This window comes from Desulforhopalus sp. IMCC35007, assembly GCF_005116575.1.
Taxonomy (GTDB): Bacteria; Desulfobacterota; Desulfobulbia; order Desulfobulbales; family Desulfocapsaceae; genus Desulforhopalus_A.
The window spans coordinates 1-26718 of the sequence record NZ_SWCN01000039.1; the positions used below are offsets into that span (position 1 = coordinate 1).

Annotated in this window: 24 protein-coding genes; 14 read left to right on the forward strand and 10 right to left on the reverse strand. The window is 46.2% G+C overall.

The window, feature by feature from the left end:
* Positions 1-148: 148 nt before the first annotated feature.
* The gene (locus FCL48_RS23235) at positions 149-670 is read left to right on the forward strand and encodes a hypothetical protein (RefSeq protein ID WP_136876218.1); all 522 of its coding nucleotides are present in this window, start codon (positions 149-151) and stop codon (positions 668-670) included.
* A 304-nt stretch (positions 671-974) separates the two neighbouring features.
* Here the strand turns inward: FCL48_RS23235 and FCL48_RS23240 are convergent, their stop codons facing one another.
* The 3 genes from FCL48_RS23240 to FCL48_RS23250 form a co-directional block, all read right to left on the reverse strand.
* Positions 975-1250, reverse strand: a complete 276-nt coding sequence (locus FCL48_RS23240) for an addiction module antidote protein (protein ID WP_205747805.1) — start codon at positions 1248-1250, stop codon at positions 975-977.
* A gap of 9 nt (positions 1251-1259) precedes the next feature.
* Positions 1260-1553, reverse strand: coding sequence for a type II toxin-antitoxin system RelE/ParE family toxin (locus tag FCL48_RS23245; RefSeq protein WP_136876222.1), 294 nt, complete (start codon positions 1551-1553; stop codon positions 1260-1262).
* 523 nt (positions 1554-2076) lie between these two features.
* A complete protein-coding gene (locus tag FCL48_RS23250) occupies positions 2077-3204 on the reverse strand; it encodes a Fic family protein (RefSeq protein ID WP_136876224.1) in 1128 nt (375 codons plus the stop codon).
* A gap of 714 nt (positions 3205-3918) precedes the next feature.
* Between FCL48_RS23250 and FCL48_RS23255 the strand changes: the two genes are divergently transcribed.
* From FCL48_RS23255 to FCL48_RS26030, 10 genes are all read left to right on the forward strand, one after another.
* Positions 3919-4380: a rhomboid family intramembrane serine protease gene (locus FCL48_RS23255; RefSeq protein ID WP_240744934.1), complete on the forward strand. Its 462-nt coding sequence runs from the start codon at positions 3919-3921 to the stop codon at positions 4378-4380.
* Between the two features lie 393 nt (positions 4381-4773).
* Entirely contained in the window at positions 4774-5127 is a 354-nt protein-coding gene (gene tnpA, locus FCL48_RS26020) for an IS200/IS605 family transposase (RefSeq protein WP_136876228.1), read from the forward strand.
* A 300-nt stretch (positions 5128-5427) separates the two neighbouring features.
* On the forward strand, positions 5428-5520 hold the full coding sequence (locus FCL48_RS26025) for a hypothetical protein (RefSeq protein WP_371418693.1): 93 nt from the start codon (positions 5428-5430) through the stop codon (positions 5518-5520).
* Between the two features lie 188 nt (positions 5521-5708).
* A complete protein-coding gene (locus FCL48_RS23265) occupies positions 5709-7487 on the forward strand; it encodes a sigma 54-interacting transcriptional regulator (protein WP_136876230.1) in 1779 nt (592 codons plus the stop codon).
* 844 nt (positions 7488-8331) lie between these two features.
* A complete protein-coding gene (locus FCL48_RS23270) occupies positions 8332-9816 on the forward strand; it encodes a hypothetical protein (RefSeq protein WP_136876232.1) in 1485 nt (494 codons plus the stop codon).
* 93 nt (positions 9817-9909) lie between these two features.
* Positions 9910-10623, forward strand: coding sequence for a hypothetical protein (locus FCL48_RS23275; RefSeq protein WP_136876234.1), 714 nt, complete (start codon positions 9910-9912; stop codon positions 10621-10623).
* The gene (locus FCL48_RS23280) at positions 10607-10987 is read left to right on the forward strand and encodes a hypothetical protein (RefSeq protein ID WP_136876236.1); all 381 of its coding nucleotides are present in this window, start codon (positions 10607-10609) and stop codon (positions 10985-10987) included. Before FCL48_RS23275 ends, FCL48_RS23280 begins: the two co-directional genes overlap by 17 nt.
* 215 nt (positions 10988-11202) lie before the next feature.
* Entirely contained in the window at positions 11203-12360 is a 1158-nt protein-coding gene (locus FCL48_RS23285; RefSeq protein ID WP_136876238.1) for an iron-containing alcohol dehydrogenase, read from the forward strand.
* Positions 12361-12428: 68 nt separating this feature from the next.
* Positions 12429-14240 carry an aldehyde ferredoxin oxidoreductase family protein gene (locus FCL48_RS23290; RefSeq protein WP_136876240.1) on the forward strand — a complete coding sequence of 604 codons (1812 nt, stop codon included), beginning with the start codon at positions 12429-12431 and terminating at the stop codon, positions 14238-14240.
* 57 nt (positions 14241-14297) lie between these two features.
* Complete coding sequence (locus FCL48_RS26030; protein WP_371418694.1) at positions 14298-14612, forward strand: CC/Se motif family (seleno)protein; 315 nt, start codon at positions 14298-14300, stop codon at positions 14610-14612.
* A 94-nt stretch (positions 14613-14706) separates the two neighbouring features.
* Here the strand turns inward: FCL48_RS26030 and FCL48_RS23295 are convergent, their stop codons facing one another.
* The 3 genes from FCL48_RS23295 to hutH all read right to left on the reverse strand — a co-directional run bounded on the left by FCL48_RS23295 (position 14707) and on the right by hutH (position 18239).
* Positions 14707-15558, reverse strand: coding sequence for a hypothetical protein (locus tag FCL48_RS23295; RefSeq protein ID WP_205747806.1), 852 nt, complete (start codon positions 15556-15558; stop codon positions 14707-14709).
* Between the two features lie 376 nt (positions 15559-15934).
* Positions 15935-16696, reverse strand: a complete 762-nt coding sequence (hutC, locus tag FCL48_RS23300) for a histidine utilization repressor (RefSeq protein WP_136876244.1) — start codon at positions 16694-16696, stop codon at positions 15935-15937.
* Positions 16697-16709: 13 nt separating this feature from the next.
* Complete coding sequence (hutH, locus tag FCL48_RS23305) at positions 16710-18239, reverse strand: histidine ammonia-lyase (RefSeq protein WP_136876246.1); 1530 nt, start codon at positions 18237-18239, stop codon at positions 16710-16712.
* A 290-nt stretch (positions 18240-18529) separates the two neighbouring features.
* Between hutH and FCL48_RS23310 the strand changes: the two genes are divergently transcribed.
* The 3 genes from FCL48_RS23310 to ftcD are packed head-to-tail and all read left to right on the forward strand — an operon-like array spanning position 18530 to position 23484.
* On the forward strand, positions 18530-20566 hold the full coding sequence (locus tag FCL48_RS23310) for a urocanate hydratase (protein WP_136876247.1): 2037 nt from the start codon (positions 18530-18532) through the stop codon (positions 20564-20566).
* 17 nt (positions 20567-20583) lie between these two features.
* Positions 20584-21828, forward strand: coding sequence for an imidazolonepropionase (gene hutI / locus FCL48_RS23315; protein ID WP_136876249.1), 1245 nt, complete (start codon positions 20584-20586; stop codon positions 21826-21828).
* 45 nt (positions 21829-21873) lie between these two features.
* The gene (gene ftcD, locus FCL48_RS23320; protein ID WP_136876251.1) at positions 21874-23484 is read left to right on the forward strand and encodes a glutamate formimidoyltransferase; all 1611 of its coding nucleotides are present in this window, start codon (positions 21874-21876) and stop codon (positions 23482-23484) included.
* 60 nt (positions 23485-23544) lie between these two features.
* Here ftcD and FCL48_RS23325 read toward each other — a convergent pair whose 3' ends face one another.
* Genes FCL48_RS23325 through FCL48_RS23340 form a run of 4 tightly spaced genes read right to left on the reverse strand, consistent with a single transcriptional unit; the run spans position 23545 to position 26711 of the window.
* Entirely contained in the window at positions 23545-24255 is a 711-nt protein-coding gene (locus tag FCL48_RS23325) for an ABC transporter ATP-binding protein (protein ID WP_136876253.1), read from the reverse strand.
* Complete coding sequence (locus FCL48_RS23330) at positions 24242-24997, reverse strand: ABC transporter ATP-binding protein (protein WP_136876254.1); 756 nt, start codon at positions 24995-24997, stop codon at positions 24242-24244. The genes FCL48_RS23325 and FCL48_RS23330 overlap by 14 nt, the downstream gene beginning before the upstream one ends.
* The gene (locus tag FCL48_RS23335; RefSeq protein WP_169309354.1) at positions 24984-25847 is read right to left on the reverse strand and encodes a branched-chain amino acid ABC transporter permease; all 864 of its coding nucleotides are present in this window, start codon (positions 25845-25847) and stop codon (positions 24984-24986) included. Before FCL48_RS23335 ends, FCL48_RS23330 begins: the two co-directional genes overlap by 14 nt.
* Positions 25848-25850: 3 nt before the next feature.
* A complete protein-coding gene (locus tag FCL48_RS23340; RefSeq protein WP_136876256.1) occupies positions 25851-26711 on the reverse strand; it encodes a branched-chain amino acid ABC transporter permease in 861 nt (286 codons plus the stop codon).
* Positions 26712-26718: the final 7 nt, after the last annotated feature.

Below are 26718 nucleotides of genomic sequence, written 5' to 3' on the forward strand. Positions count from 1 at the left end.
CTGAGAATGGGCCCCAACTGGATGTTCGTCGGAAGAGTTGGCTTTTGCTGAAGCGGATTATTACAAGGATGCCAAATTAATCTTTGTAAATGAGCAAATGAGGCGAAAACTATCTTGACACCTACCGGTCATTACTGAGGTAGCGACCATGACTGAATATTATCTGTTGGCTGAAAAGTTGCGATCAGGAGGTTTCCAAGAAGACAGCAGTGAGAATGCTCCAATTTGCCGATGGAAAGCAGGTGGCCTTCTCTTGGATGTTATGCCGACTAATCCAGAATTACTTGGTTTCGGGAGCGAATGGTATAAAGAAGCCTTCGAAGCGGCAACGCTCCAATCTTTGCCATCAGGGAAGCGCATCTACATGATCACAGCACCATATTTCCTCGCATGTAAGTTGGCAGCCTTCAGAAACCGGGGCGAAGGTGATTACCTGATGAGCCATGACATGGAGGATATAGTGACGGTATTGGACGGAAGACCCGAAGTGGTGGGAGAGATCGGTCAGGCTGGAATTGCATTACGAAAGCATCTGGTTGAAAATTTCCAGGAGCTTTTAGACAGTCATCTATTTCATGAGGCGCTTCCTGGTCATCTTCCATCGGATGGGGCGAGCCAATCCAGAGTTCCAACAATCCTCTCACGAATAAAACAAATAGTTGAATTGTAAAGCGGATACTCAGGCAACACCTCCTCCTATCAAACTAGGTTAGCAGACCACTCTCCTTCGTCCTGACAAGGTAGACGTGACTATTTCAATAAAATTGTTCATAAATGGAGTAACTGCAGATCATATATAACCAAAGAATCTCTTCGATCCCCACATTCGCAATATTGCTCCATTTACAACCATTCTCAGGAAAAATAAAATTTTCTGTTTTCTTAGGTGAGGTGCGTTAGGCAAAGTCGAAGATATCACGGCAATACCAAAGCTGAAACAGCGTTACCTGACTCAGCTTTTTTATGTTTTAGTGTTACGCTATAGCAAGGCGACAGCCTAGGGCTTTGGAAACTTTGCTAATTGTTTTAAAGTGAGGATTACCTTTGCCTGAAAGGGCTTTGTATAAGCTTGCTCTGTTCATCCCTGTTTTTGCTGCGATCTCCGTCATGCCTCTTTTTTTGGCGAGATAGCCGAGGGCGATGATGAACATTCTAGGATCATCGTCCATGTAGGCGTTGTTGAGGTATTCGTTGATTTCTTCGTTTGTTTCGAGGTAATCAAAAGGATTATGTTTGCTTGTTTTTGTCATAATATCCTCCTATATATTTTTAGCCAGAGTCTTGGCTTTATTTATATCTTTCTTTTGGGTAGACTTGTTGCCGCCCTGGAGCAAAAAGATAATTTTGTTGTTGCGGATTGTGTAATACACCCTGTATCCAGGGCCTATATGCACGCGCATTTCGTAGACACCGCTTCCTACTGGTTCGTGATCTCCAAAATTTCCAAGGCTGGCCCGGTCAATTCTTTGAAGTATATTTAAAACCGCTTTACGATCCTTGAGTTGCTTCAGCCAGGTGTCAAATTTTTTTGTTTTCTTAATCTTGAATTCCATACTATTTACTGTAGCCTACAGGCGACATGCTGTCAATGTCATAGTTTTTTCCTTTCCTCAGTTAAAGCCCTATCAAACAGGATTTAGGTTTTATAGCTTTCGGTAGGGGTGAAATAAAAATTCTAAAAACCCTAGTTGCAGGGGACAGTATAAAGTGGGATGACCATTTTGAGGATTACCTATAGATCACGCTTACCCTGTGTATTCATACAAAAGAGTAATCTGTTAGGCAAAAGGCTTGACACCACGGCATTACCCGTAACATAGTGTTTAAAGATTCTCACTTGGTGCTCAAACAACATGTAGCACAAGTAGGTTAAGATTTCCTGTACTGGTAGACCCAACTATTTGATTGAAATTGATAAGAAATGGAGCAACTACAATGAAGAGCTTACCAAAGAAAATTTCAACATGAGGGGAACGACAGCGATTTTACTAAATTCCAGATGGAAAGAAAGCAACAAACCTTGTTTTTTCGTTTGTCTTAAATACTTCCTATCACGACCTATTCTCGCTATTTTTATCAACCATCACCAGATGGTTCCAATTCTTCTGCCGTAACCAAGCGGTAGCTTGTACTTCTTCCTCCGCCTGGATTTTGAAGCAGGATGTGACGGGCAACAAGTTCCCGTATATCCCTGAGTGCAGTGTCCGATGAGCACTTGGCTAACTTTGAATATTTCGATGTGGTCATGTATCCCTTAAAATTATCGAGCATACGATTAATAATTAAACGCTGTCGCTCATTTACAGGGGCAAGGTTAATTCGGCTCCATAGTTCCGCCTTAGAAAGAATTGAGGACAGTGTATCTTTTGCATTATCAATAGCATGAGAAACACAATCTAGAAACCATAATAGCCAGGCTGTAATATCGACACGACCTTTTTGTTGTCTCTCAAGTTGCATGTAATATGCTTTGCGTTCCTTCTCAATCTGCCTGGACATGGAATAAAAGCGATTGGACGTTCCATCGGCCCTTGCCAGAGCCATATCTGCAATTGCACGCGCAATCCGTCCGTTGCCATCTTCAAATGGATGAATGGAGACAAACCATAAATGGGCAATACCTGCTTTGAGCATTGGGTCGAGCTTCAACTCAGTTTCAAACCACAAGAGAAATTCCGTCATTTCTGCATCAATCCTGGATGCATCCGGGGCCTCATAATGCACCGTTTCAAGTCCTATAGGCCCAGAGACAACCTGCATAGGGCCTGCTTTTGCAGGCCGCCAAGCACCAACAGTGATACGGTGCATACCGCTTCGACCTGTCGGAAACAAAGCCGCATGCCAGTCGAACAAGCGCTCTTCGGTCAAAGCCTGATCGAAGTTTTGTGTCGCATCCAACATCATCTCAACAATACCTTCAACATCGCGGCCCACAGGCTTGTCGTTTTGTAATGGAATACCTAATCTTCGGGCAATAGAAGAACGAACCTCATCAGTATCAAGTCTTTCACCCTCTATGGCTGACGAGGTTACAACATCAGCTGTGAGGATATTCAGGCTAGCCTCCTGCCTAATCGGAAAACCTAATGCTTCCATCTTACCCAATAAACGCCCCTGCTTATGCCGAGCCTCTGCTAGTAGGAGTGTGAGGGCTTTATCGTCCCAAATGAAATTTGGCCAATCTTTCTCTTCGTGAATCCACATATACAATCTCCTTACAATATGCGGTGATTATACCGACTATTTACCGCAAGGGCTATTAAAATCCGCAGATAATGCGGCGAATAACAATCGAATCACCGCAACCGCACCATATTTCGAAGAGCGAATGAATGACCCCGTAAGGAGTTTACCGTTATCAGGTAGCGCTTTAATCGCATAGCGGTATACATTATGTAGGATCATGAAAACGAATCGAAGATTAGCAATGGCAGTTCAAAACCGAGAGTATCCCAATGGTTTTAACCTTGTTACCGACAGGGTAGATCTTCCTACTTGAATAAAGATGGGTAAAATGGAGCAACTGCAGAGTAAAACTTACCAAAGAGCAGGTAATTTGAGGAACAGAATCTTGCTCTTAACATTGCCAAACCAAAGGTAAACAGTTCTGATTTACCCTTTAGCTTAACACTATTCCTGTTTCTTTACTGGTTGGTGTTACCATAACCGGTCATGGGACGTTATCGGTATCTGTAAAAAAGCAATCCTTAACCATTGCACCACTGTATAATCTGATGGCACCTGTCTGGTTTAGGTGATAAAGTTACCCCAATAAATTCAGAAGAATAAACTAAACTGTTAGCTGTCGACTAGTGCATTGAAAATGCTGATAAAGTGAGAATCAAATATAACGCACCTATAATTCTGACCTACGCCATATTGTCCATATGTGCTTTAGCATTTGCAGGATATGCCAATATGGGAAAATTATTTTCATCGCCAGCAAACCTGTCTTTTGCAGATCCATATTTTTATCTAAGGTCAATTTCATATATTGCAGGGCATGGTAATTGGAGTCATCTCATCGGGAATATGATGATCATTCTTCTTGTCGGCCCCTTGCTTGAAGAAAAGTACGGTTCAGGCAAGCTCTTGGAGATGGTTTTGGTTACTGCAATTTCCACTGCTGTGCTGAATGCTTTTCTCTTTTCAAATTCCCTTATTGGCGGAAGTGGCATAGCTTTTATGCTGGTGTTGTTGGGTTCCTTTTCAAATATCAAATCCAAGGAAATTCCCCTTACGTTTATTATAATTGCGGTTCTATATATCGGTGGTGAGATCGCCTCAAGTGTAAAAGTTGACAATATATCACAATTCAGCCATTTAGCTGGAGGTTTTGTCGGTGCCGCATATGGTTTTTTACGTAGTGGGAGAAGATAATAGATTGAGGGGATTTGGGATGCTGTAGTTGGAGAATGAAGCGCTCGTGATAAAATGGTTTAGGAAGATCACTATGCCTTCCTACAACTGAGATCAAGATGTTCATGGAACATGTTGCAATTTTGTTGTCAGGATTTGGTCAGAGTAAAATCCTAACAGGAAACACCTTTAATTTTAGTCAGTGACCTGACAGACTACCTTTGTTGTGGCAATATTAATATCATTGATCAGTAGCTGAATTTAGCTGATCAGAAGGTGATGTTTGCGACTTTGCTTAAAGGCTTAATCTTGCCATTTGTGTTCTCTTCTCGTATCCTTTCCAATATTTCTGTACTAAATTCAGTGAGTGAACTACAAAAGCTAGCACATGCAGTATGGTAGTGCAAATATCATGTGATTTGGTGTCCGAAATATCGTTTCAAAATATTGAACGGAGCCCTGCAGAGGTCAGTTGGCGACTTACTGCGGCAATTGTGTGATTGGAAAAAACTTGAGATATTGGAAATGAATATCCAGGAGGACCATGACCATTTGTTATTGTCAGTTCCGCCGAAATTTGTAGTATCAGAAGTAGTAGGTTTTCTCAAAGGAAAATCTGCAATCAAGATTTTCGGTAAACATCTTGAACTGAAAAAGTGGTACTGGGTAAGACATTTTTGGGCCAAAGGTTATTGCCTAAGCACAGTTGGTCTTGATCAAAAAAGGATTCGACAATACGTAAGAAAGATAGAAGAGTTGAGCAACTAAAGCTCTGGTAATAAGTTACCCTCATAGGGTCGCCTTTAGTCCACCCCTTTTAGGGGTGGTTGTTAAATCTCTATGGTTAACTCTGATAAACTCAACTGACTCAGATAAAGGGAAACTTTTGGATGCAAATGCCGCATATTCCACATGAGCGGTTTCAGTAAGGCCGAATCGCTTGAAATGAGTATTCCAAACGTTGAGGTCAAAGAGAATAAAGAAGAATCAATAGAATCAGTAAGACATCTCAAAACACGATAAGACGGCAGCTGCTTTTTTTATGGATCAGGTACGACTTACATAGAGATGTATTGCAATAGCAAGAAGCATCACTCTTATTTGAAGTATTTCAGTCCTATGGAGTTCGAACAAATGATGACATTAGAAAACGCAGCTTAAGAAAAGTATCCATTATCTGTTGACCACCTCACGACGACGAAGCTACAAGTGATGAACACGATCCTCCAAAGCCCTTTTTTCCCAAAAAAACATGATTTGCCACCAGGCATCAATCTGGGACAAAATTTGGTAACTGTACTTTCATGTGAAGCACATAGCCAAGAACCATCAACTCTAGAGCAATTACAATGACAAAAAGTGAGAATGCTAATTTTTCTTCGCCTCAATTAGGTATTCATGGCATGGATCACAAGGAACATATCCGGCTGCAGCATTGTATTCTCGACTCAACCTACAACCCTATTTTGGCCGTTGATGCCGATGGTAAAATTCTTTTTTGCAATCAGGCAATGGCGAGGAACGTACGCTCCGACGTTGTCGATATGCTTGGGAAAAATGTTGAAGAGTTCTTTTCAAGCTCAAGGCTGAGAATGGTGCTGCAGAGCGGTAAGACAGAGGCTGTGCAAAAGACCAAAATAGGTGGCAAGGTGTACATGTCGAATCGAACACCAATCCTGGATGAAGGTAGAGTGATCGGTGCGGTCGCCGTACTGCAGGACGTTTCAGAATTGGAATCCATTGCCGACGAATTAGAACAGACAAAGCGACTTAACTCTGAAATGAAGGGCATTATCGATTCATGCTTTGACGGAATCTACGTAACTGATGGCAAGGGTCGAACCATACGTGTGAATACTGCCTATGAGCGGATTACAGGTATACGGCGTGAAGACGTCCTCAATCGTACGACCAGGGAGCTGGTGGATGAAGGCTTTTTCAGTGAATCTGTCACCCTGCTTGTACTCGAGAGTAAGCGGCCTAAGACGCTCATGCAGACGGTGAAAACCGGGAGAAGAGTTATGGCCACCGGAACCCCCATTATTGATAAAGACGGTGAGGTTTCTCTTGTTGTTACAAGTGTTCGCGATGTTTCGGAACTCTATAATTTACAAAAGCGGTTGATCAAGGAAGAACAGCTACGCACTGAATATCAACATGAACTGGAAAAATTACGGCAAATCCGGGATACCGAGTCTACAGTCGTGATTAAATCCAAAAAAATGCAGGAAATCAACAAACTGGCAATACGTTTGGCCCAGGTGGACACAACCATCATGGTGCATGGTGAATCAGGGGTAGGTAAGGAAGTTTTTGCCGATCTGGTACACAAACACAGTCCCCGTAGGGATAAACCATGCATTAAGATTAGTTGTGTTACTATTCCTGAACATCTTTTTGAGTCCGAACTCTTTGGATATGCCCCGGCAGCCTTCACCGGTGCAAGCAAGCATGGCAAGGTTGGCATTTTCGAAGCAGCGAAAGGTGGAACAATATTTTTAGATGAGATTGGTGAGATGCCCCTGCCTGCCCAGGCAAAATTATTACGTGTACTGCAGTCAAAAGAAGTGACCAGAGTGGGGAGTAATACTGTTGTTCCCGTAGATGTACGCATTGTCGCTGCCACGAACCGCGATCTTAAAAAAATGGTTGCTTCAGGACAGTTCAGAAAGGATCTGTTTTTCAGGCTCAATGTGGTTCCTGTGGTGATACCACCCTTGCGCGAGCGTAAAGAGGCAATTCCTACCTTTGTTTACCATTTTCTCGAAAAGTTCAATCAACAGTATGGTTTTAGCAAACAGTTGTCCCCGAGAGCCCATGCGTTGATGTATGATCATGATTGGCCCGGTAACGTCCGTGAATTAATTAACACTATCGAGCGTATTGTCGTTACCACAGGAGGCGATATCATCAGTGTTAAAGACCTGCCAGAAAATATACGCAGCGGCCATGTACAATCAAAAACATCAGTCGAAGAAGGTTCACTGCGGTTTACTCTAGAGAAGGTGGAAAAACAGATAATTGAGGATGCGTTGAAGACGCACGGGAGTACACACAAAACCGCCCGGGCTCTGGGTGTTAATCAATCTACAATTGTTCGCAAGATGAAGCGCTATGGTCTATCTTAGGATTCAGACTTTATAAACTTTGTATGTTTTTACAGGTATCACCCTGAAACCATATAATACAATAGACATGTGCTTCTTCTATCTGGTCCATCTGTAAGACCCTGGTTTAATTTTTTATCACCAATCCTGCCTCCGGCAAATCAATATACCGTGCCGTTGCTCATAGTTTTAGTAATTGGCATATTAGCATAAAGACAAACACCTCTCACTCAGACGATCGGGTAACCTCGACTCGTGAAGGCCTAAGGTTAGAAAAACAGAAAGTATTTGATGCTAAACTGCATCGATGCATGAGTGCATTGCAACACTTAACCACCTGCTATTATTTGTTTAATACTCAGAAAAAAAACAATATTAATGCATTTATGCATCGGTTCTCTTTACCCAATTCAAGTTCCGGCAGGACGATATGCCTGCTCATAATAAGGCGTTTTTTTTCATACCAATATTGTCTGTTTTACTAGACAAACTAAAGGGTGTAGCGGCTCCATTATCTATAAAATGATGCTGCATTACTGTAGTTGTCTGCATGTATATCGTCGCACTACCGCCTTCACAATTGTATACATTTCATATAATCCATCCTATTTCCGGCTACCTACCTGGAATATCGACGTTTATCAGCGATACTAGCCAGTATCAAAACGAGTGGCGACACCCTTTCAGAGAGTATTGTTACTAATTCTTAGTGTATGATTTCATTAACAAATACACCGAGAGTCCTTTTTCAACATTCTTTTTCGGCATGGTTATTGCTCTAGCTCATGTGTCTAGACAGATACAGCAGCTGAATCATCTTCAAAAATGTGACTAACCGAAATTTTTCAAGAAGGAGGCGTGTAACATGAGACAGAAGCGCGAGTATGGTGGGATTCAACCTGGTGTCAAGATGGGTCCATTGACCCTCAGGCTGCCATTTATCCACTATCGTTTTGAATTCGCAGATTATCTGCAAGGTTTGTTGATGTGTACGGTCTGTCTGGCAATTATACCAGTGCTCACCGGTAAATTAGGGATGTCGTTCGAAGTGGCTTTGGCGATCGTCATTTTAAATGGAACATTGTATTTGGCTCATGTTACCTTTGGAGACCCGGTTGTTCCCGGTTGGGTTACCCCGGCGATTCCATTGTTAATAGTTTATGTAGAGACCTTCGCTCCAGGTGTTGAGCGAATGCAGGCGCTCATCGCTTTTCAGCTGATGTTCGGCGTATTCTGTATGTTTATAGGGTTTTCCGGATTAGCTAAAAAGGTGATGCGCTTTATACCCAACGCCGTCCAATCCGGGATTTTGCTTGGTGCAGGTTTTGCGGCAATTATGCTGGTTTTCAAACCAGGAAATGAGCTAAAAAGCTTTGATAGCTTTCCCTGGACTGTTGTAATCTGTGTAGGACTAGCATTTTATCTCCTGTTTTCTGAACACTTCAAAAAAATTAAGCACAAGAATAAGGCGCTGTATTACCTCTCTAATCTTGGAATGATGCCAGCACTTGCGCTCGCTATTTTTGTAGGCCCTTTGACTGGTGAAATTCCATGGCCAACATATGATGGGAATATCTTTAATTCTCCTGATTTTGTTGGATTGTTTAGAGATTTTACTATGCTTGGTGCTATACCTGTGCCACCATTTGAGATGTTTCTTGCTTCAATTCCTATGGTGATCAGTGCCTATATCGTCGTCTTTGGTGATGTTATTCAAACTCAGGCTCTTTTAGAAGATGCAAATAAATATCGGCCGGATGAAGACATTAATTACGACCCAAATCGCTCCCACATCATTTTCGGTGCCCGGAACTCTGTCATGAGTATCATTGGACCGGACATCTCCATGTGCGGCCCCCTTTGGGCGGCAATGCAGGTTGTTATCTGTGAGAGATACAAGCATGGCCCTGCGGCTATGGATTCAATTCATGGTGCTGCTGCGTCATTTCGCTTTGGTACCTGGACGGGATACTTCCTGGCCCCGATAATTTCCACAATCAAACCCATTCTTGGTATTGGCCTTGCCTCGACCATGTTAATCCAAGGCTATGTCAGTGTTCGTATTGGTGTACTGAAAGCAAGATCATTTAATGATCTGGGTATTGCTGGCGTTTCTGGAGCAATTCTCGCAACCCGCGGTGCTGCATGGGGGCTCGGTGCTGCAATCGTCATGAGTCTCCTTATCTATCTCGGTGGCAAAAAAGACAACGCCTACATGGTGGAAGAACCTGTTTTTCCAGGTAATTCACCTGAGAAGATCAGACAGGAAGTTGCGGAAGCGGCTGCTAAAAAGTTAGCGGAAAGTGAAGACAAAAAGATTGATGAAGTGGCAACCAAAATGCCTGCATAAATCCTGTAAACTGGTTGATGCTATCCTCTATATCCTCAAGATAAACTGTTCCAGACCGCTTTGTTATGGCGGACTGGGACTGGGAGAAAGTTCATGGCAAATGTTTTTGGAAAAATAGAACGTAAGGGTCTCAAGCAGGATCTTGTTCCACTGGGAATCTTACTCGCGGTTCCCTTTGTTGTGGTCAGCATAATGTTTGACAGTGGTAACGATACGATGACAGAACTGATGACAATAGGGACAGTGGGAGCTGCGCTGACTCTATTGCTGGTCTTTGTCTATGCCAGGATTAACCCAAGATCGTTTCAACGTATTTTCCAGCCAGCGGCATATGAACGGTGCCTATCTATGGATAAGAGCGTTATCGGGGTTCTAGGCCAATTAGACGATACCTATCACGTGTTTAATAATTTTATATTTGAACTCTGCGGTGTTGAGCATCTGGTTGTTTCCAAAAGGGGCATTTTTGTCATCAGTAAGGTCACCCACAAAGGGGAATTACGGATAAAAAACAACGTACTCTTTGCAGATGATAAACCTTTGGAAACATTGACCGGAAACACCTGGCGTATCTGTCATCTTGTCAATATCATACTGAAAAAATGGTTTAAGATTGACTATTTGCCTCAACCAGTCCTCGTATCTTTCAACAACAACCCATCAACTCTTTGCGACTATGACAGGATGGCCATTGTTGCTCCGACTGAATTACCTGTCCTTATTAAAGAGCGTTGTCGGGAGCTTGATCCTGAAATTGCCTATGGTTTCGCAAATTTTATAAGAGATCGATATGTCACAAATAAATAAAAGAGGATTCAGGGAATTTGCCAAAGAGGTACACCCTGCAACGATACTGTTACCCCTTGCATGGATTGTATTTGTTGCTGGGCAGGCTATAGCCCAAGGGACGATTTCTCTGATGCATCTAGGGATCGGCGGGCTCTGCTGTCTGCTGGTTTTTAACAAGAGTCGCTGGGGGCGTCTGTTCTGCGCCATGTATAATGTTTTACTTGTAATATCAATATATCTACAAGGTAAAGACCTTATGGCATGGCCCCTTATGGATGTCATTAGCACGCTTTTATTTACAGGAGCTACCATTACACTGTTTATCCCAAAAACCTTTGTAATCCCTGGTGGAAAACGGAAAATACTTTCAAACGAGACATAACGCTATAGGCTGCCTGGCTCTAGCATAGCGCTAGCGAAATACGAGCTGCCGATCCATCTCTCAGATTGATGGGTTCATACATCACTGTAGTGCACTGTAACACGGCAGGATTTGCGTCAGCACGTCAACACGCAATCATAAGTTACGCGTTTTCATACGATTTGTCGGGTTCATTCTGTTTGTTTCCTGACTAACAATAGACCTGGAGGTCCATCATGAGTACAACTCAGATATTTCAAACTACACCACGTATCATCATGGGCGCTGGTTCGCTCAAAAATATTGTTCCAGAAATTAAGCGACAAGGTTGTCAGAAGGTATTTATTGTTACCGACCCGGGTATTGTATCCGCAGGAATTGCAGGGCAATTAGAAACATTACTGCAAGAGGGAGATATCGCCTTTGATTGTTTTGATAAGGTGGAGCCGGATCCCCGAATCGAAATTGCTATCGAAGCGGCCGTCGCGGTGAAAACATTTGGTGCAGATATCGTTATTGGAATAGGCGGCGGTTCCGCCATTGATATTGCGAAGATATCAGCTATTTTAGCAAATAATGAAGGGTCTTTACATGATTTTTTTGGCATTGACCTGGTGCCAAACCCCGGTCTTAAAACGATTATCATACCAACAACTGCGGGTACAGGGAGTGAGGTAACACCCATCGTTATTCTTTCAGATGAAGCTGAAAAACTTAAAAAAGGCGTCGTCAGTCCCTATCTATTTCCCACTCTCGCATTGCTTGATCCAGAACTCACCGTCGGACTGCCTGCAAAGGTAACGGCGGCAACAGGAATGGATGCGCTGATTCATGCTATCGAAGCGTTCACCTCAAAGAATTCATACGGTTTTACAGATATGCTTGCAAGAGAGGCTATTGTACTTATCGCCGGAAATATCCGTACCGCCTATGCCAATGGAACGGATATGGAGGCCAGAAGCAAACTGCTTGAAGGCAGCCTGCTTGCAGGTATGGCCTTTGCCAATGCCGGTGTTACCGCTGTGCATGCGTTTGCCTACCCCATTGGTGCGGAATTTCATATCCCCCACGGTGTTGCCAACAGTATAATGCTTGTTCCTGTAATGGAATTTAACATGATTGGAAATCTCAATAAATTTGCGCAGCTTGCAGATCTACTCGGGGAAAAAACGGACAGCATGAACCTCCGGGAAAAAGCACAGGCTGCAGTCAATGCGTTACGCACACTTACTGAAGATCTTGAAATACCCAAAAGCCTGAGTCAATTCAAGATTACCGATTCTGATCTGCCAATGTTAGCCGAAGGAGTAATGAAAGTTACCAGGCTACTTGCAAATAACCCAAGAGCCATGTCCGCAGATGAGGCGGAAGGGATATACCGTCAGGTTCTATAGCCGAAATATTGTTAGGCCGATGGTGGAATAATCATTACAGACAACAAGACAGATTAAAAGAGGGTGTTATGTACGGGTTTTTTAATAAAGTTTTGAGGATTAACTGTTCTCAACAATCATTTGAGGAAGAGAAAATAGATGACGCAGTATTGCGCCGCAGTCTCGGGGGACGAGGGCTAGCCACTCATTTGCTGCTCAAGCATAATCCAGCAAAGGTGAACCCCTTAAGCCCGGCAAATAATCTTATTTTTGCAAATGGTGCCACTGCAGGCACCTCAATTTGGGGTTCCTCTCGTTATGGGGTGTATACCAAATCGCCACAAACCGGATATTATTCAGAATCTTATGCTGGTGGTAAGGTCGCAGATCATATCAGCTCTACAGGATATGACGCGATTGCTTTGCATGGTGCCTCGGAAACGCCTGTCTGGATAGAGGTCTTTGAGAACTCAGTTATCTTCCATCCAGCAGATGAGCTTTGGGGCAAATCTACTTATGAAACAGAAGATTTCGTCAAATGCTGGATAAAGGAAAACAGGCCGGGTAATGGCAAGTGTGGTGTTGTCTGTATTGGTCCTGCCGGGGAATCGCTGGTCACTTTCGCCGTGATTGAAAATGACTATTGGCGAAGTGCCGGCCGAACGGGTGTTGGTACAGTAATGGGCTCCAAAAAAGTTAAAGCTATTGCTTTTCGGGGAAGTTGCAAAAAGAAAATAGCAAACCCAGCAATACTCAAAGAATTCAATAGAGTGATGAGCCAGCGCTCCCGAAATGATCCCGGAGTAAAAGCCTATAAGAGCAAGGGAACCCCGATGCTGGTGGATATAATGAACCATGTCGGGGGCTTTCCCTCAAAATATTGGCGAAAGGGAAAGTCTGACCATGTTGAGGGTATTAACAGCACTGCCCTGCATGAGCGGTGCGATGTAAAAGCAAGTGCCTGCTCGAAATGTTTTATCGCCTGCGGAAGACTTTCTACGGTCAAAGAAGGTCCCCATAAAGGGCTTACCGTAGAGGGGCCGGAATATGAAACTATTTATGCCTTTGGCGGCTTATGTGAGGTTAAAGATATTGAAGATATCGTTTATCTTAATGATCTCTGTGACCGCCTGGGTATGGATACGATCACGGCGGGCAATCTGGCGGGTCTGACCATTGAAGCGGTACAACAGGGTCTTGTCGATTACTCCATAAGCTATGGGGATACAGAAAGCATAGCTCAACTCTTACAGGATATTTCTGCGCGACGTGGAATTGGTGATGTCCTCGCCCAAGGTATCAAAACCGCAGCTAAAGCGTGGGGTATGGAGGATCAAGCGATCCATGTCAAAGGTCTCGAACCCGCCGGGTATGATCCAAGGGTTCTCAAAGGTATGGGGCTAGCCTACGGCACTTCGGCAAGAGGCGCCTGCCATCTGCGTGCGACATTTTATAAGCCGGAACTTTCCGGGATGGTTGATCCTGAACAGATTGAAGGTAAGGCTGCAACCTTTGTCCAGTGGGAGGATCGGCTCACCATCTTTGACACTTTTATTCTCTGTCGCTTCTTCCGCGATCTCTATCAATGGGGAGAGCTGGCGATAATAATAGAAAGTGTGACCGGCCTCCAGTTGAGTGAGGACGATATGCGCGAAGTTGCACGTAACGTAACCGACGATACCAGATGTTTTAATCTGCAGGAAGGCTTGACCATGGCCGACGATCAGCTGCCAAAGAGGTTTTACAAGGAAATGCTTCCTGAAACCTCCCAGCTGATCACACCTGTTCAGATGAACCAGCTTCTGCGGGAATATTATGCCGCAAGGGGATGGGACAGTCAGGGAAGGCTTAAAGACTGGTCAGAAGATGCCATTTCTAAAGAAGAAGCTATTCCGGAGTAATGTTGTATCAGATTTTTTCTTAGCGTAGCACAGATGCCTTCAAAAAGGGGTACAACCATGTTTAGAATCAAATGCGATGCTCTTGATTATATAAAGAAAAAGGGCTCTGATATAACCATTTGGCTGGAGACATTCCACTCCGGTGGAGGCTGATGTGCTGCGCGACAAGTAACCACCCGCACCCCGGCGGTCCGCCGGGGAAAACCTGGCCTGACAGAAAGATATGAGACTGCATTGGTTGATGGTGTCACGATCTGGTATCCACAGAATCTTAATATTCGCCAGGGCGGTTGCACTATTCGATTGGAAAAACGATGGATTTTTAAAGAATTGGTCATTGAAGGAGTAGAGTCTGAGACTTTTCTTGGTTAGCCCATGTTTAACACAGTAAAATATAAACGACCTAATATCGGATAGATATCGGCATTAAATTTTTCCAGTGGCACTACATTTCTATAATTTTGCATCAGTTGACCATTTTTCGAAGCCCCACCGGTGAAGAAGTTATCCCAAGTGCCTGGTAGAGGTTATTCAGTCTGGGGTCAGCTACAATAGTCTTGCGTATATTGAGCGTCCTTCCATCTTCCTGCCTGAATGTAGCCGTGATCCTTTGCTGTCCTGAAAATATTTTGCGCAAGGAAGTCCAACTGTCGTTAATACCGCTGCCTTTCAGTTTTCGACGAATAGTCTGAACTGCCTGGTATGCAAGAACTGTGATAAATAAATGCCCTTCGGCTCGTTCCTCCTTGTGGTGATAGACTGGCCGCATTCCCAACTCCGACTTAAGACTGCGGAATACCGCTTCAAGATCAGTTAACATGGTGTAGGTGTGCCATAATGTCACTTCATCCCACTGTAATTCATTGGTACGCAGACAATAGACGCCGGGGTGAGTCATTCGCGTGCCATCCACAGGAACCCGCTCCCAGTTTAAAGCCGTCACAACGTCACTCACTTTATCCTGGACAACATCAATACGGTAGTGTTGACCAATACCGCAACTTTTCTCCTGAATTCGACCGATTCGATTCAAAACTTTGTCCCGTTTTTTTGTTCCTCCAGGTTTTGAAAGACCTTCCGCAATCTTGAGCAAACCATCCTCAAAACGCTTTGTGAAACGAGCATTCATGGCAGCTTCCTTCGCCTGCCGTTGTTTGGAATGACAGTAGAGCCGCACTTCCGAACCATCTTCACTCACAACACGTTGCATTTGAATGGTCTGCCTTGATGCTGTAGATACTTCCACTGCCTGCTCGGCTGTAAACTGACGAGTTCGCTCACGACTGACCACCAGATAACGATATTTATTTTCGACCAACCTATCAATATTGGCCTGAATCGCAATAGTCTTAATTTTAATTATGGCACCACACTACAACGCCTAACAACTTGGCCATTGAAATATCGTGGTATTTATTGAGCAGTGGAGCAAAATAAGACGGGTTTGACACTTGATGTGTTAAATATGGGTTAAGATCTCACAAAAATAAGCGAGAGACTATAGTCGTATCTATCTGCAGCCGAAGTGCCCTGGTATAGTTTGCCCTGCACTCTCCAGCTGGCACAAGACTTTCACTGCCCCCTCATGTAAAGTGAACCCAAACATAAATATACACAAGACAACCTTTTGATAATAATGTTTGGCATCGATTTGTGGTTTTAAATTTTACATATCATCCATAATCAGTGTCTTGTCAGCTGATGCCGATGGATCCGGCGCTAGGTGGTGTGAAATGGCCTCCCAAGGTGTAGCGGGATCCTGGGTAATAAAAAGTTGAACAGGTTGCGATCACCTCCCCGACCCAGGTTTTGCGATGGAGGGCTAGACAAGGTTCAGAGCTATTGATTTCGAGTATATGCCTTATCCACGGTTCGGCAATAAGAGCCTCGATTACATGCTCCACCGAAGTAATAGGAGCTAGGCTCAGAAGGTATTCGTTGGGGGTGATCGTGGTGAAATCCTGCTTCAGGTAATCAGGGGCAATTTTCGGGTTAATAAAACGGCTGGAGAGTTGAATGGGTACCCCGTTATCTTTATGGACGATAATCGAATGGTAGATTGTGGTATAAGGCGCAAGGAGCATGGCCCGGGCCAGATTGGGCCTTGCTTTTTCCTCCTGCAGCGTATGGATCTCGCAGGAATATTTTCCGCCGCGCTTTCGTATCTCTTGGGCGATGGAGTGGATTTCAAACAGCGCTGACTGAGGCTTTTTCTCGGCCACAAAGGTGCCGCTCCCCTGAATGCGAGTCAACCGCCCCTCAACCGTGAGTTCTCTTAGTGCCCTGTTTACTGTCATCCTCGAAACTCCGGTAGCTGTGACAAGTTCTGCTTCCGTATCGATTTTCATTCCCGGCTGCCAGGCACCGGAATTAATCCTGTCGAGGATGTAGTCTTTCACCTGCTGGTAGCGGGGAATATTTTCAATAGCTGAGTTGTTGGTGCGACTTGTCTTCATGTTTTTTCCTAGATTAAAAACTGGGGAGTAACAAAGGATCGAGGAGTACGTTCAACTCCCCTTTTCTGATTAGGTTATAGATTTCCTTGATGTCCGGTGCGAAATATCTATCCTGATCATAAAATGGCACTCTGGCTCGCACCATACTCTTGGCTGACTCAAGCAATTCGGAACTCTTGAGCGGCGCCCGAAAATCTACACCTTGACAGGCGGCAAGCAGCTCAATGGCCAGGATGTTAGCGGTGTTCTCTGCCATGTCACCAAGTCTTCTTGCGGCAAAAGTGGCCATCGAGACATGGTCCTCCTGATTGGCAGAGGTGGGCAGACTGTCGACTGAGGCCGGGTGGGCAAGAGATTTATTCTCACTGGCCAGTGCCGCCGAGGTTACTTGGGCGATCATAAAACCAGAGTTGAGACCACCTTTTTCTACGAGAAAGGGTGGTAGCTTACTCATATGGGTATCGATCAACAGGGCCATCCTCCGTTCGGAAAGTGAGCCGATCTCGGCAATGGCCAAGGCAAGGTTGTCGGCAGCCATAGCCACTGGTTCAGCATGGAAGTTGCCTCCGGAGATGATATCCTCCTGTTCTGCGAAAACCAGCGGATTGTCAGTAACACCATTGGCCTCAGTGAGAAGGGTCTCTGCCGTATTTCTTATCTGGGTTAGACATGCGCCCATTACCTGCGGTTGGCAACGAAGCGAATATGGGTCTTGCACCGCCTCACAGTATTTATGGGAGACTTCGATTTCGCTATGTTCAAGCAGTGTACGATAGGCTGCAGCGACATCAATCTGGCTTTTGTGGCCCCGTACTTCATGGATAAGCGGGTTAAAAGGACGTCGGCTGCCAAGTGCGGCCTCCACACTCAGACTACCGGTGACCATGGCGGCGGCAAACAGGTCTTCGCTGGCGAAGAAACCTTTTAATGCGAGGGCAGTGGAAGCCTGTGTACCATTCAGGAGCGCCAGGCCCTCTTTGGCCCCGAGCGTGACCGGTTTCAATCCGGCAAGAGTAAGCCCTTCGAGGCCATTGATGCACTGCCCTTCGTAAATCACCTCACCTTCACCCAGTAAAACAGTACTCATGTGCGCCAACGGAGCCAGATCACCTGAGGCTCCTACTGAACCTTTCACAGGAATGCAGGGATACACTTTAGCGTTGACCAGTTTCATAAGCGCCTCGATTACTTCATAGCGGATGCCTGAAAAGCCACGAGCCAGACTGTTGATTTTCAAGACCATCAGCAAGCGTACGGTCGATTCATCCATGAATGAACCAACTCCGGCGGCATGGGAGAGGACAATAGAACGTTGGAGATGCTCGAGTTCATCATGGGGAATCAGCGTGTGGGCTAGAAGACCAAACCCGGTGTTGATACCGTAGATCACCCTACCGCTATCAATGAGCTTTTGAACCGTCGCCACAGAGTCGTCAATACCTTTACGGCAATCTGCAGTAAGTTTAATATGAACGTGTTCCCTGGCTACGACCCTAAGCTGGGAAAGGCTGAGTCTGCCCGGGTCGATTTCTAGTGTATACATGATTATCAGTCCCTCAAAGTATGATAAGGTTTCGTGTAGGAGGTGAGCGCGTGTAGTAGTCAACCCGTATAGATCGCATTTACTTATGTATATACAACAGTGAATAAATGGCAAGCGCTTTTAATAAAGGGTGTGCTGAATTATACAGATCCTTTTATTGCATAAGATTAATAACTAAAATGTATTTGTATATACATATTTAGCATGCTACTATACAGGCACGATTCGAAGACCTATCAAGCTACAGGTTAGTTTAAGACAACACATGAACATAGATAAAGGAGTAGCCGATGCTGACAAATTCCAAAGTGGCCGAGGCCATGACCATCAGGCTGAGTGATGAACAACCGAAACTACACGATTTTCAACCGGGAATTCGCCGGGCACCGGACCGGGGATTTCGCCTTTCTCCATACCAGACAAAAGTTGCACTTCAGAATGCTCTCCGCTATATCCCCGAGAGACACCATGCCGAATTGATACCTGAATTTTTAGAGGAGTTGCGTACCCGAGGACGGATCTATGGTTACCGCTTCAGGCCTAAAGGCAGGATTTATGCAAAATCTATTGAAGAATATCAGGGCAAATGTCTGGCCGGCAAAACCTTTCAGCTGATGATGGACAACAATCTTGATTTTGAGGTTGCCCTCTATCCATATGAGCTGGTGACCTATGGCGAAACCGGTTCAGTCTGCCAGAACTGGATGCAATATCTATTGATCCAGAAATACCTGCGGGAGCTGACAGAAGAACAGACCCTGGTGATGCAATCGGGCCATCCGCTTGGATTATTCAAATCGAGCCCCGATCAACCGCGGGTTATTATCACCAACGGTCTGATGGTCGGTCTTTATGACAACCCCGTCGACTGGGAAATCGCCGCCCAAATGGGAGTCTCCTCTTATGGCCAGATGACCGCCGGCGGCTGGATGTATATTGGCCCCCAGGGCATTGTCCACGGCACCTACAATACCCTTCTCAATGCCGGTCGCCTGATGTGTGGAGTGGCTTCCGATGGTGATCTGCGTGGTCTACTCTTTGTCTCTTCAGGCCTTGGAGGCATGAGCGGAGCTCAGCCCAAGGCTGCAAAAATCGCTGGTGCGGTATCTGTGACCGCTGAAGTTGATCTCTCCCGAATCACCACCCGTCATGATCAAGGTTGGGTTGATGTAGTGGAGAATGATCTCGCCAAAGTATTGGAACGCGCAACTCAGGCTGTAGCACAAAAAGAAAACCTCTCCATCGCCTATCACGGTAATATTGTCGACTTGCTCGAGTATATAGCCGACACACACTATAAGGTTGATCTACTCTCTGACCAGACCTCCTGCCACGTGGTGTACGACGGCGGTTATTGTCCGGCTGGCTTGACCTTTGACGAACGTACTCAGCTTTTGGCAACAGATCGTGAGAAATTCAAGAAACTGACTGACGCAAGCCTGAAACGTCATATTGCAGCGGTGCAGCGGATGAGCAATCAGGGCACCTATTTCTTTGACTACGGCAATGCATTTTTGAAAGCTGTCTATGACGCTGGCGTCAAAGAGGTTGCAAAGAATGGCATAGATGAGAAAGACGGCTTTATCTTCCCCTCTTATTTTGAAGATATCATGGGGCCAATCTTCGATTACGGTTATGGCCCGTTCCGCTGGGTTTGTCTCAGTGGTGATCCGGCTGATCTGGCTAGAACTGATGCGGCAGCCATGTCCTGCATTGATCCGGACCGCCGTCCCGAGGACCGCGACAACTATATCTGGATTCGTGATGCTGCAAAGAACAAACTGGTCGTTGGTAGCCAGGCACGTATTCTTTATTCTGATGCTGGCGGTCGAACGGCCATTGCTTTAAAGTTTAACGAGATGGTTCGAAATGGCGAAGTCGGTCCGATCATTCTCGGCCGCGACCACCACGACCCGGGTGGCACAGACTCCCCGTTTCGGGAGACTGCCAACATCAAAGATGGCAGCAACGTCTGTGCGGACATGGCCACCCACTGTTTTGCCGGCAATGCAGCGAGGGGCATGTCAATGGTGTCGCTGCATAACGGTGGAGGCACTGGAATCGGCAAGGCTATCAATGGTGGTTTTGGTATGGTGTTGGACGGCAGTACGAGGGTAGACGAGATTCTCCGTTCTGCCATGTCCTGGGACGTCATGGGCGGAGTGGCTCGGCGTAACTGGAGTAGAAACCCCAATGCCATGGAAGTCGCGATATCCTATAATAAAGAAAATTCCAATGGCGACCAGATAACCATCCCCTTCATGGTGGATGAAGCAAGTGTCGATGGTGCAGTCGAATCACTGTTTGCTTCTACTGTAAAACGTTAAAGGAGAAGAGGTGAGTTATGGACTATACCCTGTTTCGTAATGCCAACATCTTCACCCCGATAGATCGGGGGACACCAGCCGCTGGGGATGATCAGGATGAATTAGCTCATCATTCTGACGGTGCGTTGCTGGTCCATGACGGGTTGGTGGTGGCGGTCGGAGCTGAACCCGAAGTCGTAGCACAGATTCCCCCTTCAGCCACTGTGCAAGAACGAACGATCGATGGTCGCTGCCTCATTCCTGGTTTTGTCGATCCTCATACGCATATGTGTTTTGCCGTGCGAAGAGAGGCGGAATTTGTCGAGCGGCTAAAAGGCACCCCGTATCTCGAGATCCTTGCCAAGGGCGGTGGGATACTCTCTTCGGTGAAAGCTGTGGCGGATTCAGCTGAAAAGGATCTGTATGAGGTGACACGCACCCATGCGGCATCAGCTTTGCGTTTTGGCACCACGACTCTTGAGATTAAAAGTGGGTATGGACTCGATACAGAAAACGAGCTAAAGATGCTTGCGGCGATAGGAAGGTTAAGTAGAGAGTGTGTGCAGGATATCGTCCCCACTTTTCTAGGTGCCCATGCCATCCCTCCTGCATACGCAGGTGACCCTGACGCCTTTATCGAACTGCTGATTCGCAAGATGCTGCCGGCGGTTCTCGAGCAAGGCATCGCCCATCACTGCGACATTTTCTGCGAGCAAGGGGTCTTTTCCATCGACCAGGGAAGACGACTTCTGACTGCGGCCAAATCACTGGGAATGAAGGTTAAGTTGCATGCCGACGAAGTCAACGATCTCGGTGGAGCCGGATTGGCTGCTGAGTTGGGTGCCTGTTCTGCCGATCACCTGCTAGCTGCGAGTGATGACAACCTGCGGGCGATGGCAAAGGCTGGAGTAGTGGCAACGCTCTTGCCTGCCACAGCCTACAGTCTTCGAAAACCATATGCCCGGGCCAGATTCATGATCGACAACGGCCTGCCGGTGGCACTTGCCACCGACTGTAACCCCGGGTCAAGCTATACCGAATCGATGCCCTTTGTAATCGGTCTTGCCATCCTTAATATGCAGATGAGCCCGGAAGAGGCATTGATTGGAGCTACCCTAAACCCTGCGTATGCCATCGGTATGGCAGAAAAAGTCGGCAGCCTTGACGTCGGCAAACAGGCTGATTTTCTGGTACTGGACGGCGAGTCACCTGCCATCCTTGCCTATCATGCCGGGGTGTCTCCTGTGGTAGAGGTGTATAAAAAAGGCGAACAGGTCATTTAATTAATGTTTTCAAAAAATGAGACCGGCCAATGCCGGGAGTGAAATATGAAGAAAATCATCGAGTGTGTACCCAACTTTTCAGAAGGTAGAGACCCAGAGGTAATCGAAGCTCTTTCTTCGGCTATCAGCAGTGTTGCAGGCTGTACCCTGATCGATGTGGATCCAGGTCGCTCCACCAATCGCACGGTTTACACCTTTGTGGGAGATCCGGAAAGCATTGTTGAAGGGGCTCTAGCTGCTGCAAGAGTTGCCAAGTCCAAAATCGATATGCGAAAGCATAAAGGTGAACATCCCCGGTTCGGCGCTATGGATGTCTGTCCCTTTGTTCCGGTAGCAAATGTTACCATGGATGAGTGTATAGAGGTTTCAAAACAGTTTGCCGAACGTGCATCAGCCGAACTCGGCATCCCGTTTTATCTTTATGAGGAGTCGGCGAAGCATGATTACCGGCGAAAACTTCCTGATCTAAGGGAAGGTGAGTATGAGGGTTTGGCAGAACGACTGCAAAATCCCCGCTGGAAGCCTAATTATGGACCGGAAAAATTTGTACCTCAGTGGGGGATTACAGCTACTGGTGCTCGCAAGTTCCTCATTGCTTATAATGTCAATATTATTGGTACATCTAACCAGGCGCACCGCATTGCCCTCAATCTACGTGAGGCAGGCCGCGGTCCGGAAGAGCCCGGCCGCTTGCGGGAGGTGAAAGGCATGGGCTGGTTTGTCGATGAATATAACGTCGCTCAGGTGACCGTGAATCTCAACGACTTTAAGGTGACACCCATCCACGTATTGTTTGAGGAGGTAAAAAAGGAGGCGACTGCATTGCAGCTTGCTGTCGCTGGCTCCGAAATCGTCGGTGTTGTACCGCGAGAAGCGATGCTGATGGCAGCCGACTATTATATAGAGAAGGAAAACCTCTTTATCTTTGAAGAGGAGCAGAAGATCCGACTGGCCGTGGAACGGCTCGGCCTTAACTCCGTTGCTCCGTTTAACCCCCAAGAAAAAATCATCGAATATATTGTGGCTGGGGAACGAAATGAACCATTGGCCTCTCTGACCCTGCGTGGTTTTATCGAAGAGGTGGCGGCCCGCAGCTCCGCGCCTGGTGGCGGCTCAGCTTCGGCTGCCATTGCCGCCATAGGCACAGGTCTTGGCTCCATGGTAGGCAAGCTCACCTGGGGCGTACGTAAATTCGATGCAGTGCAATCGAAAATGAAAGAGGCAATTCCTGTGCTACATGCGGTAAGTCAACAACTTATACCGATGATCGATGCCGACACCTCCGCGTTCAATGAATATATGGAAGGATTGCGCATGCCAAAAAATAGTGAAGCGGAGCGAAAAGCGCGAATAGCCAAGATGCAGGCGGGACTGAGGACCGCCATCCAGGTACCGCTCACCACCATGCGGCTGGGCGATAAGGCTTGGGATGCACTCTGTGTTGTTGCCCAATATGGAAATCCTGCATCCAAATCCGACAGTCAGGTCGGAGCTCGATCTCTTGAGACCGGTATTTGGGGAGCGTATCAGAACGTGTTGATCAATCTCGAAGGAATAAAGGACGAGCAATACAAAAAGGAGATCCTGGCAGAAGCGGATCTGTTGATGGCCAGAGCCACGGAAAAATGTGCTCAGGTTATGGCGATTCTTGGGTGAAACTTGCTCGTGGCTATCTCATGAAGGACACAGCGGTGTCGGGCAATTGGTATTCCACGATCATTCCTGATTAAGACCCAGGTAAGCTTTGATAAGCTCTGGATCATCACAGGCTTTGGCCGCGGTACCCTGCCAGACATCACGTCCCGACTCAAGCACACAGATACGTTCTGCTACTTCAAGTGCCCTCGTGGTGTTTTGTTCAACCAATAAAATGGTTACGCCCTGTTCCCGCAAAGCGGTAATAGCCTGATAGCAGAGATCGATGACTTTAGGCATAAGCCCAAGCGAAAGTTCGTCTATAATCAACAATTCAGGCTCCGCCATGAGGGCACGGCCAATGGAAAGCATCTGTTGCTCACCCCCTGAAAGAGATGAGGCCTGTTGATTGATCCGTTCTTTCAACCTGGGAAACAATTCCAGGACTTTGTCTCGATTTCTGGACAACCTACTCTTAGGAAGAGAATAGCATCCCATTGCCAGGTTTTCACTTACGCTCATATCAGTAAAAAGCCTTCTCCCCTCCGGAACAATGGCAATACCAAGACTCACTCTCTTGGTAACCGGTACAGAGGTTATGTCCCGCTCTTTGAACAGGATCTTCCCTGATTTTACCTGAACATGGCCGGCTATAGACATGATTGTTGAGCTCTTACCTGCTCCGTTGGCACCGATCAGGGCAAAGATTTCACCTCTGGCTATATTAAACGAGAGATCCTCAACAACAGTCAAATTGCCGTAACCACAGCTCATCTTGTCAAGATGCAGCATTGTTGTACCCCTCCCCCAGATAAGCACTTCTTATATCAGGATCACGCATGACCTTCTGAGGTTCACCTTCACCTATCTTGATTCCATTATCGATCACAATAATTCGACCGCAGATACGAATGACCTCGCTTAAATTATGTTCAATAAGCAGGATCGTTTGACCCAACCGATTGAGTTCGAGGAGTTTGTCGGCTAATTTTCTCGCTTCCATCTGATTCAACCCCGCCAACGGTTCATCCAACAGCAGAATCTTTGGTTGAAGTGCAAGTGCCCGGGCAACCTCCAATCTTTTCAGGTACCCGAGGGGCAGGTTGGTTGGTGTGGCCTCGGCAACCTCTTCAATATCAAGAAGTTTAAGAATTTCCCGGGCCTTATCCATCTCTTTTTTTCGTGAATAACTCAAAATTGAGCGCAGCGGATTTCTGGTCTTGGCATAACCGGCAGCATAGGCAACATTTTCCCCAACAGTCATGGAGCGAAAAGGATGGACGATCTGTTGTGAGAGTCCAATGCCTGCACGAATCCGTTCATGGGATGATTTTCTGTCCAGGGAAGTGTTAATCAGGGAAACGGAGCCGCTAACAGGAGTTACCGTGCCGGTGATCACCCGCATCAGTGTGGTTTTACCCGCACCATTTGGCCCGATCAGTCCAAGAAGCTCACCGTTTTTCACCCCAAAAGCCACATCTTTCACCGCAGTAACGCCTCCAAAGACCACGGTTATATTATCAACCCGAAGCATTGGATTCCCTTCCTCTTATATTAGCAAGTGATCTGGTAAATATACCGCTCAACCCGTCCGGGCTAAAAAGCATAATGGCACACAATAGGCCCCCATATACCAGTAGCTTATATTGATCAATAAATTGAAACCACATAGGAAAGAGGCTTAATGCCGCAGCGGCAATAATTACCCCCCAGACAGAACCTGCTCCGCCAATGACCACCATGGATAGGACAGTAATTGATTCGACAAAATTAAAGCTCTCCGGATCTATAAACTTCACGTGGTGAGCGTACAAGGCCCCCGCCAGTCCAGCAAAAGCCGTACCGATGGCAAAAGCAATGAGCTTGTAGGAGGAAACATCGATCCCTATCAAAGTTGCTGTATCCTCATCATCGGCCACGACATCAAAGGTGAATCCCATCCAGCTTCGTTTGAGATAAATACTAAACAGAGCCACAGCCAGAGCCAGGAGGAGTACCAGAATCATATAGCCAACTTTACCCAGACCGGGATCGGGGATCATTGCAATACCCATCTCGCCACCAAGGAACTCCTGTTTTCTAACAATCCCCAAAAAAAGGAAGGCAACACCCATTGTGGTAATCGCGAGAAAGTCATGCCGAACCCTCAGACTTGCAAAACCTACTAGAATACCAAAAATAGCGGCAACAACCATTCCGGCCAACACGGCCGCAGCAAAGGGTACTCCCATTTTAGTGAGAATAGCTGAGGTATACGCCCCCATCCCCAAAAAAGCGGCATGGCCAAGACTTATTTGACCGCAGAAACCGACGATGATATTCAAACTCAGGGCACCAATGATGCTTATTCCCATAATCGTAAGTAAGCTGATCTCATATTCCATCGGTCACCCCTTTGCAAACAGCCCTGTTGGCTTGACCATCAGAACCAGAATAAGAAAGGCGAAAGCAATGGAATCTCGATCGAGGTAATCGCCAAGATATATGGTTCCAAATGTCTCTGCAATGCCAATTACAAGCGCGGCAATAAGAGTGCCCCGTACGTTGCCGAGCCCGCCAAGGACAATGATCGCCAGGGCTTTGTAACTCGGCACACTTCCCATAGTCGGTTCTACCAGATTATTCATCAGGGCTACCATAGAGCCGGCACCGGCTGCCATTGCCGAACCGATAAAAAAATTCAGGTATCTGACCTTCACCACATCCACCCCGAAACTTTGTGACATTTCAGGATCAGTAACAGTGGCACGCCAGGCAATTCCTATTCGGCTGTGTTTTGTGAATAGCGTGAGAGCTGCAATCAGTAGCGTCGCAAGGAGAACGGCAGCAATTTCACATTCACGCAGGTATGTACCGGCAAAGTTGACTGCACCCTGCAGGGGGACGGCAGCAAAGGTAATTCCATATGGGCCGAAAATAATGCGGTAGATCTCTTCCAAGGCAATAAAAAGGCCAATGGAAGCGATCAGGGCGACAAAAGGAGGTTTATCAAGGATAGGCTGATAGATCAGGCGATAAATAACCATACCTACAAGACCTACAGCCAGCATGGACGTCATCAGCCCCAGACTAAAACTACCGGTTGTATTGGTAACAATCACCGCAATATAGCCACCAAGCGTATAGAGACCGGCATGGGCCACATGCAGTATTCTCAGCAGGCCGTAGACCAGAGTAAGACCAATGGCGATCAGAGCATAGATCCCGCCCTGTAAAAGGCCCTGCATGCATAAATTAACAAACAGCATCGTCTCT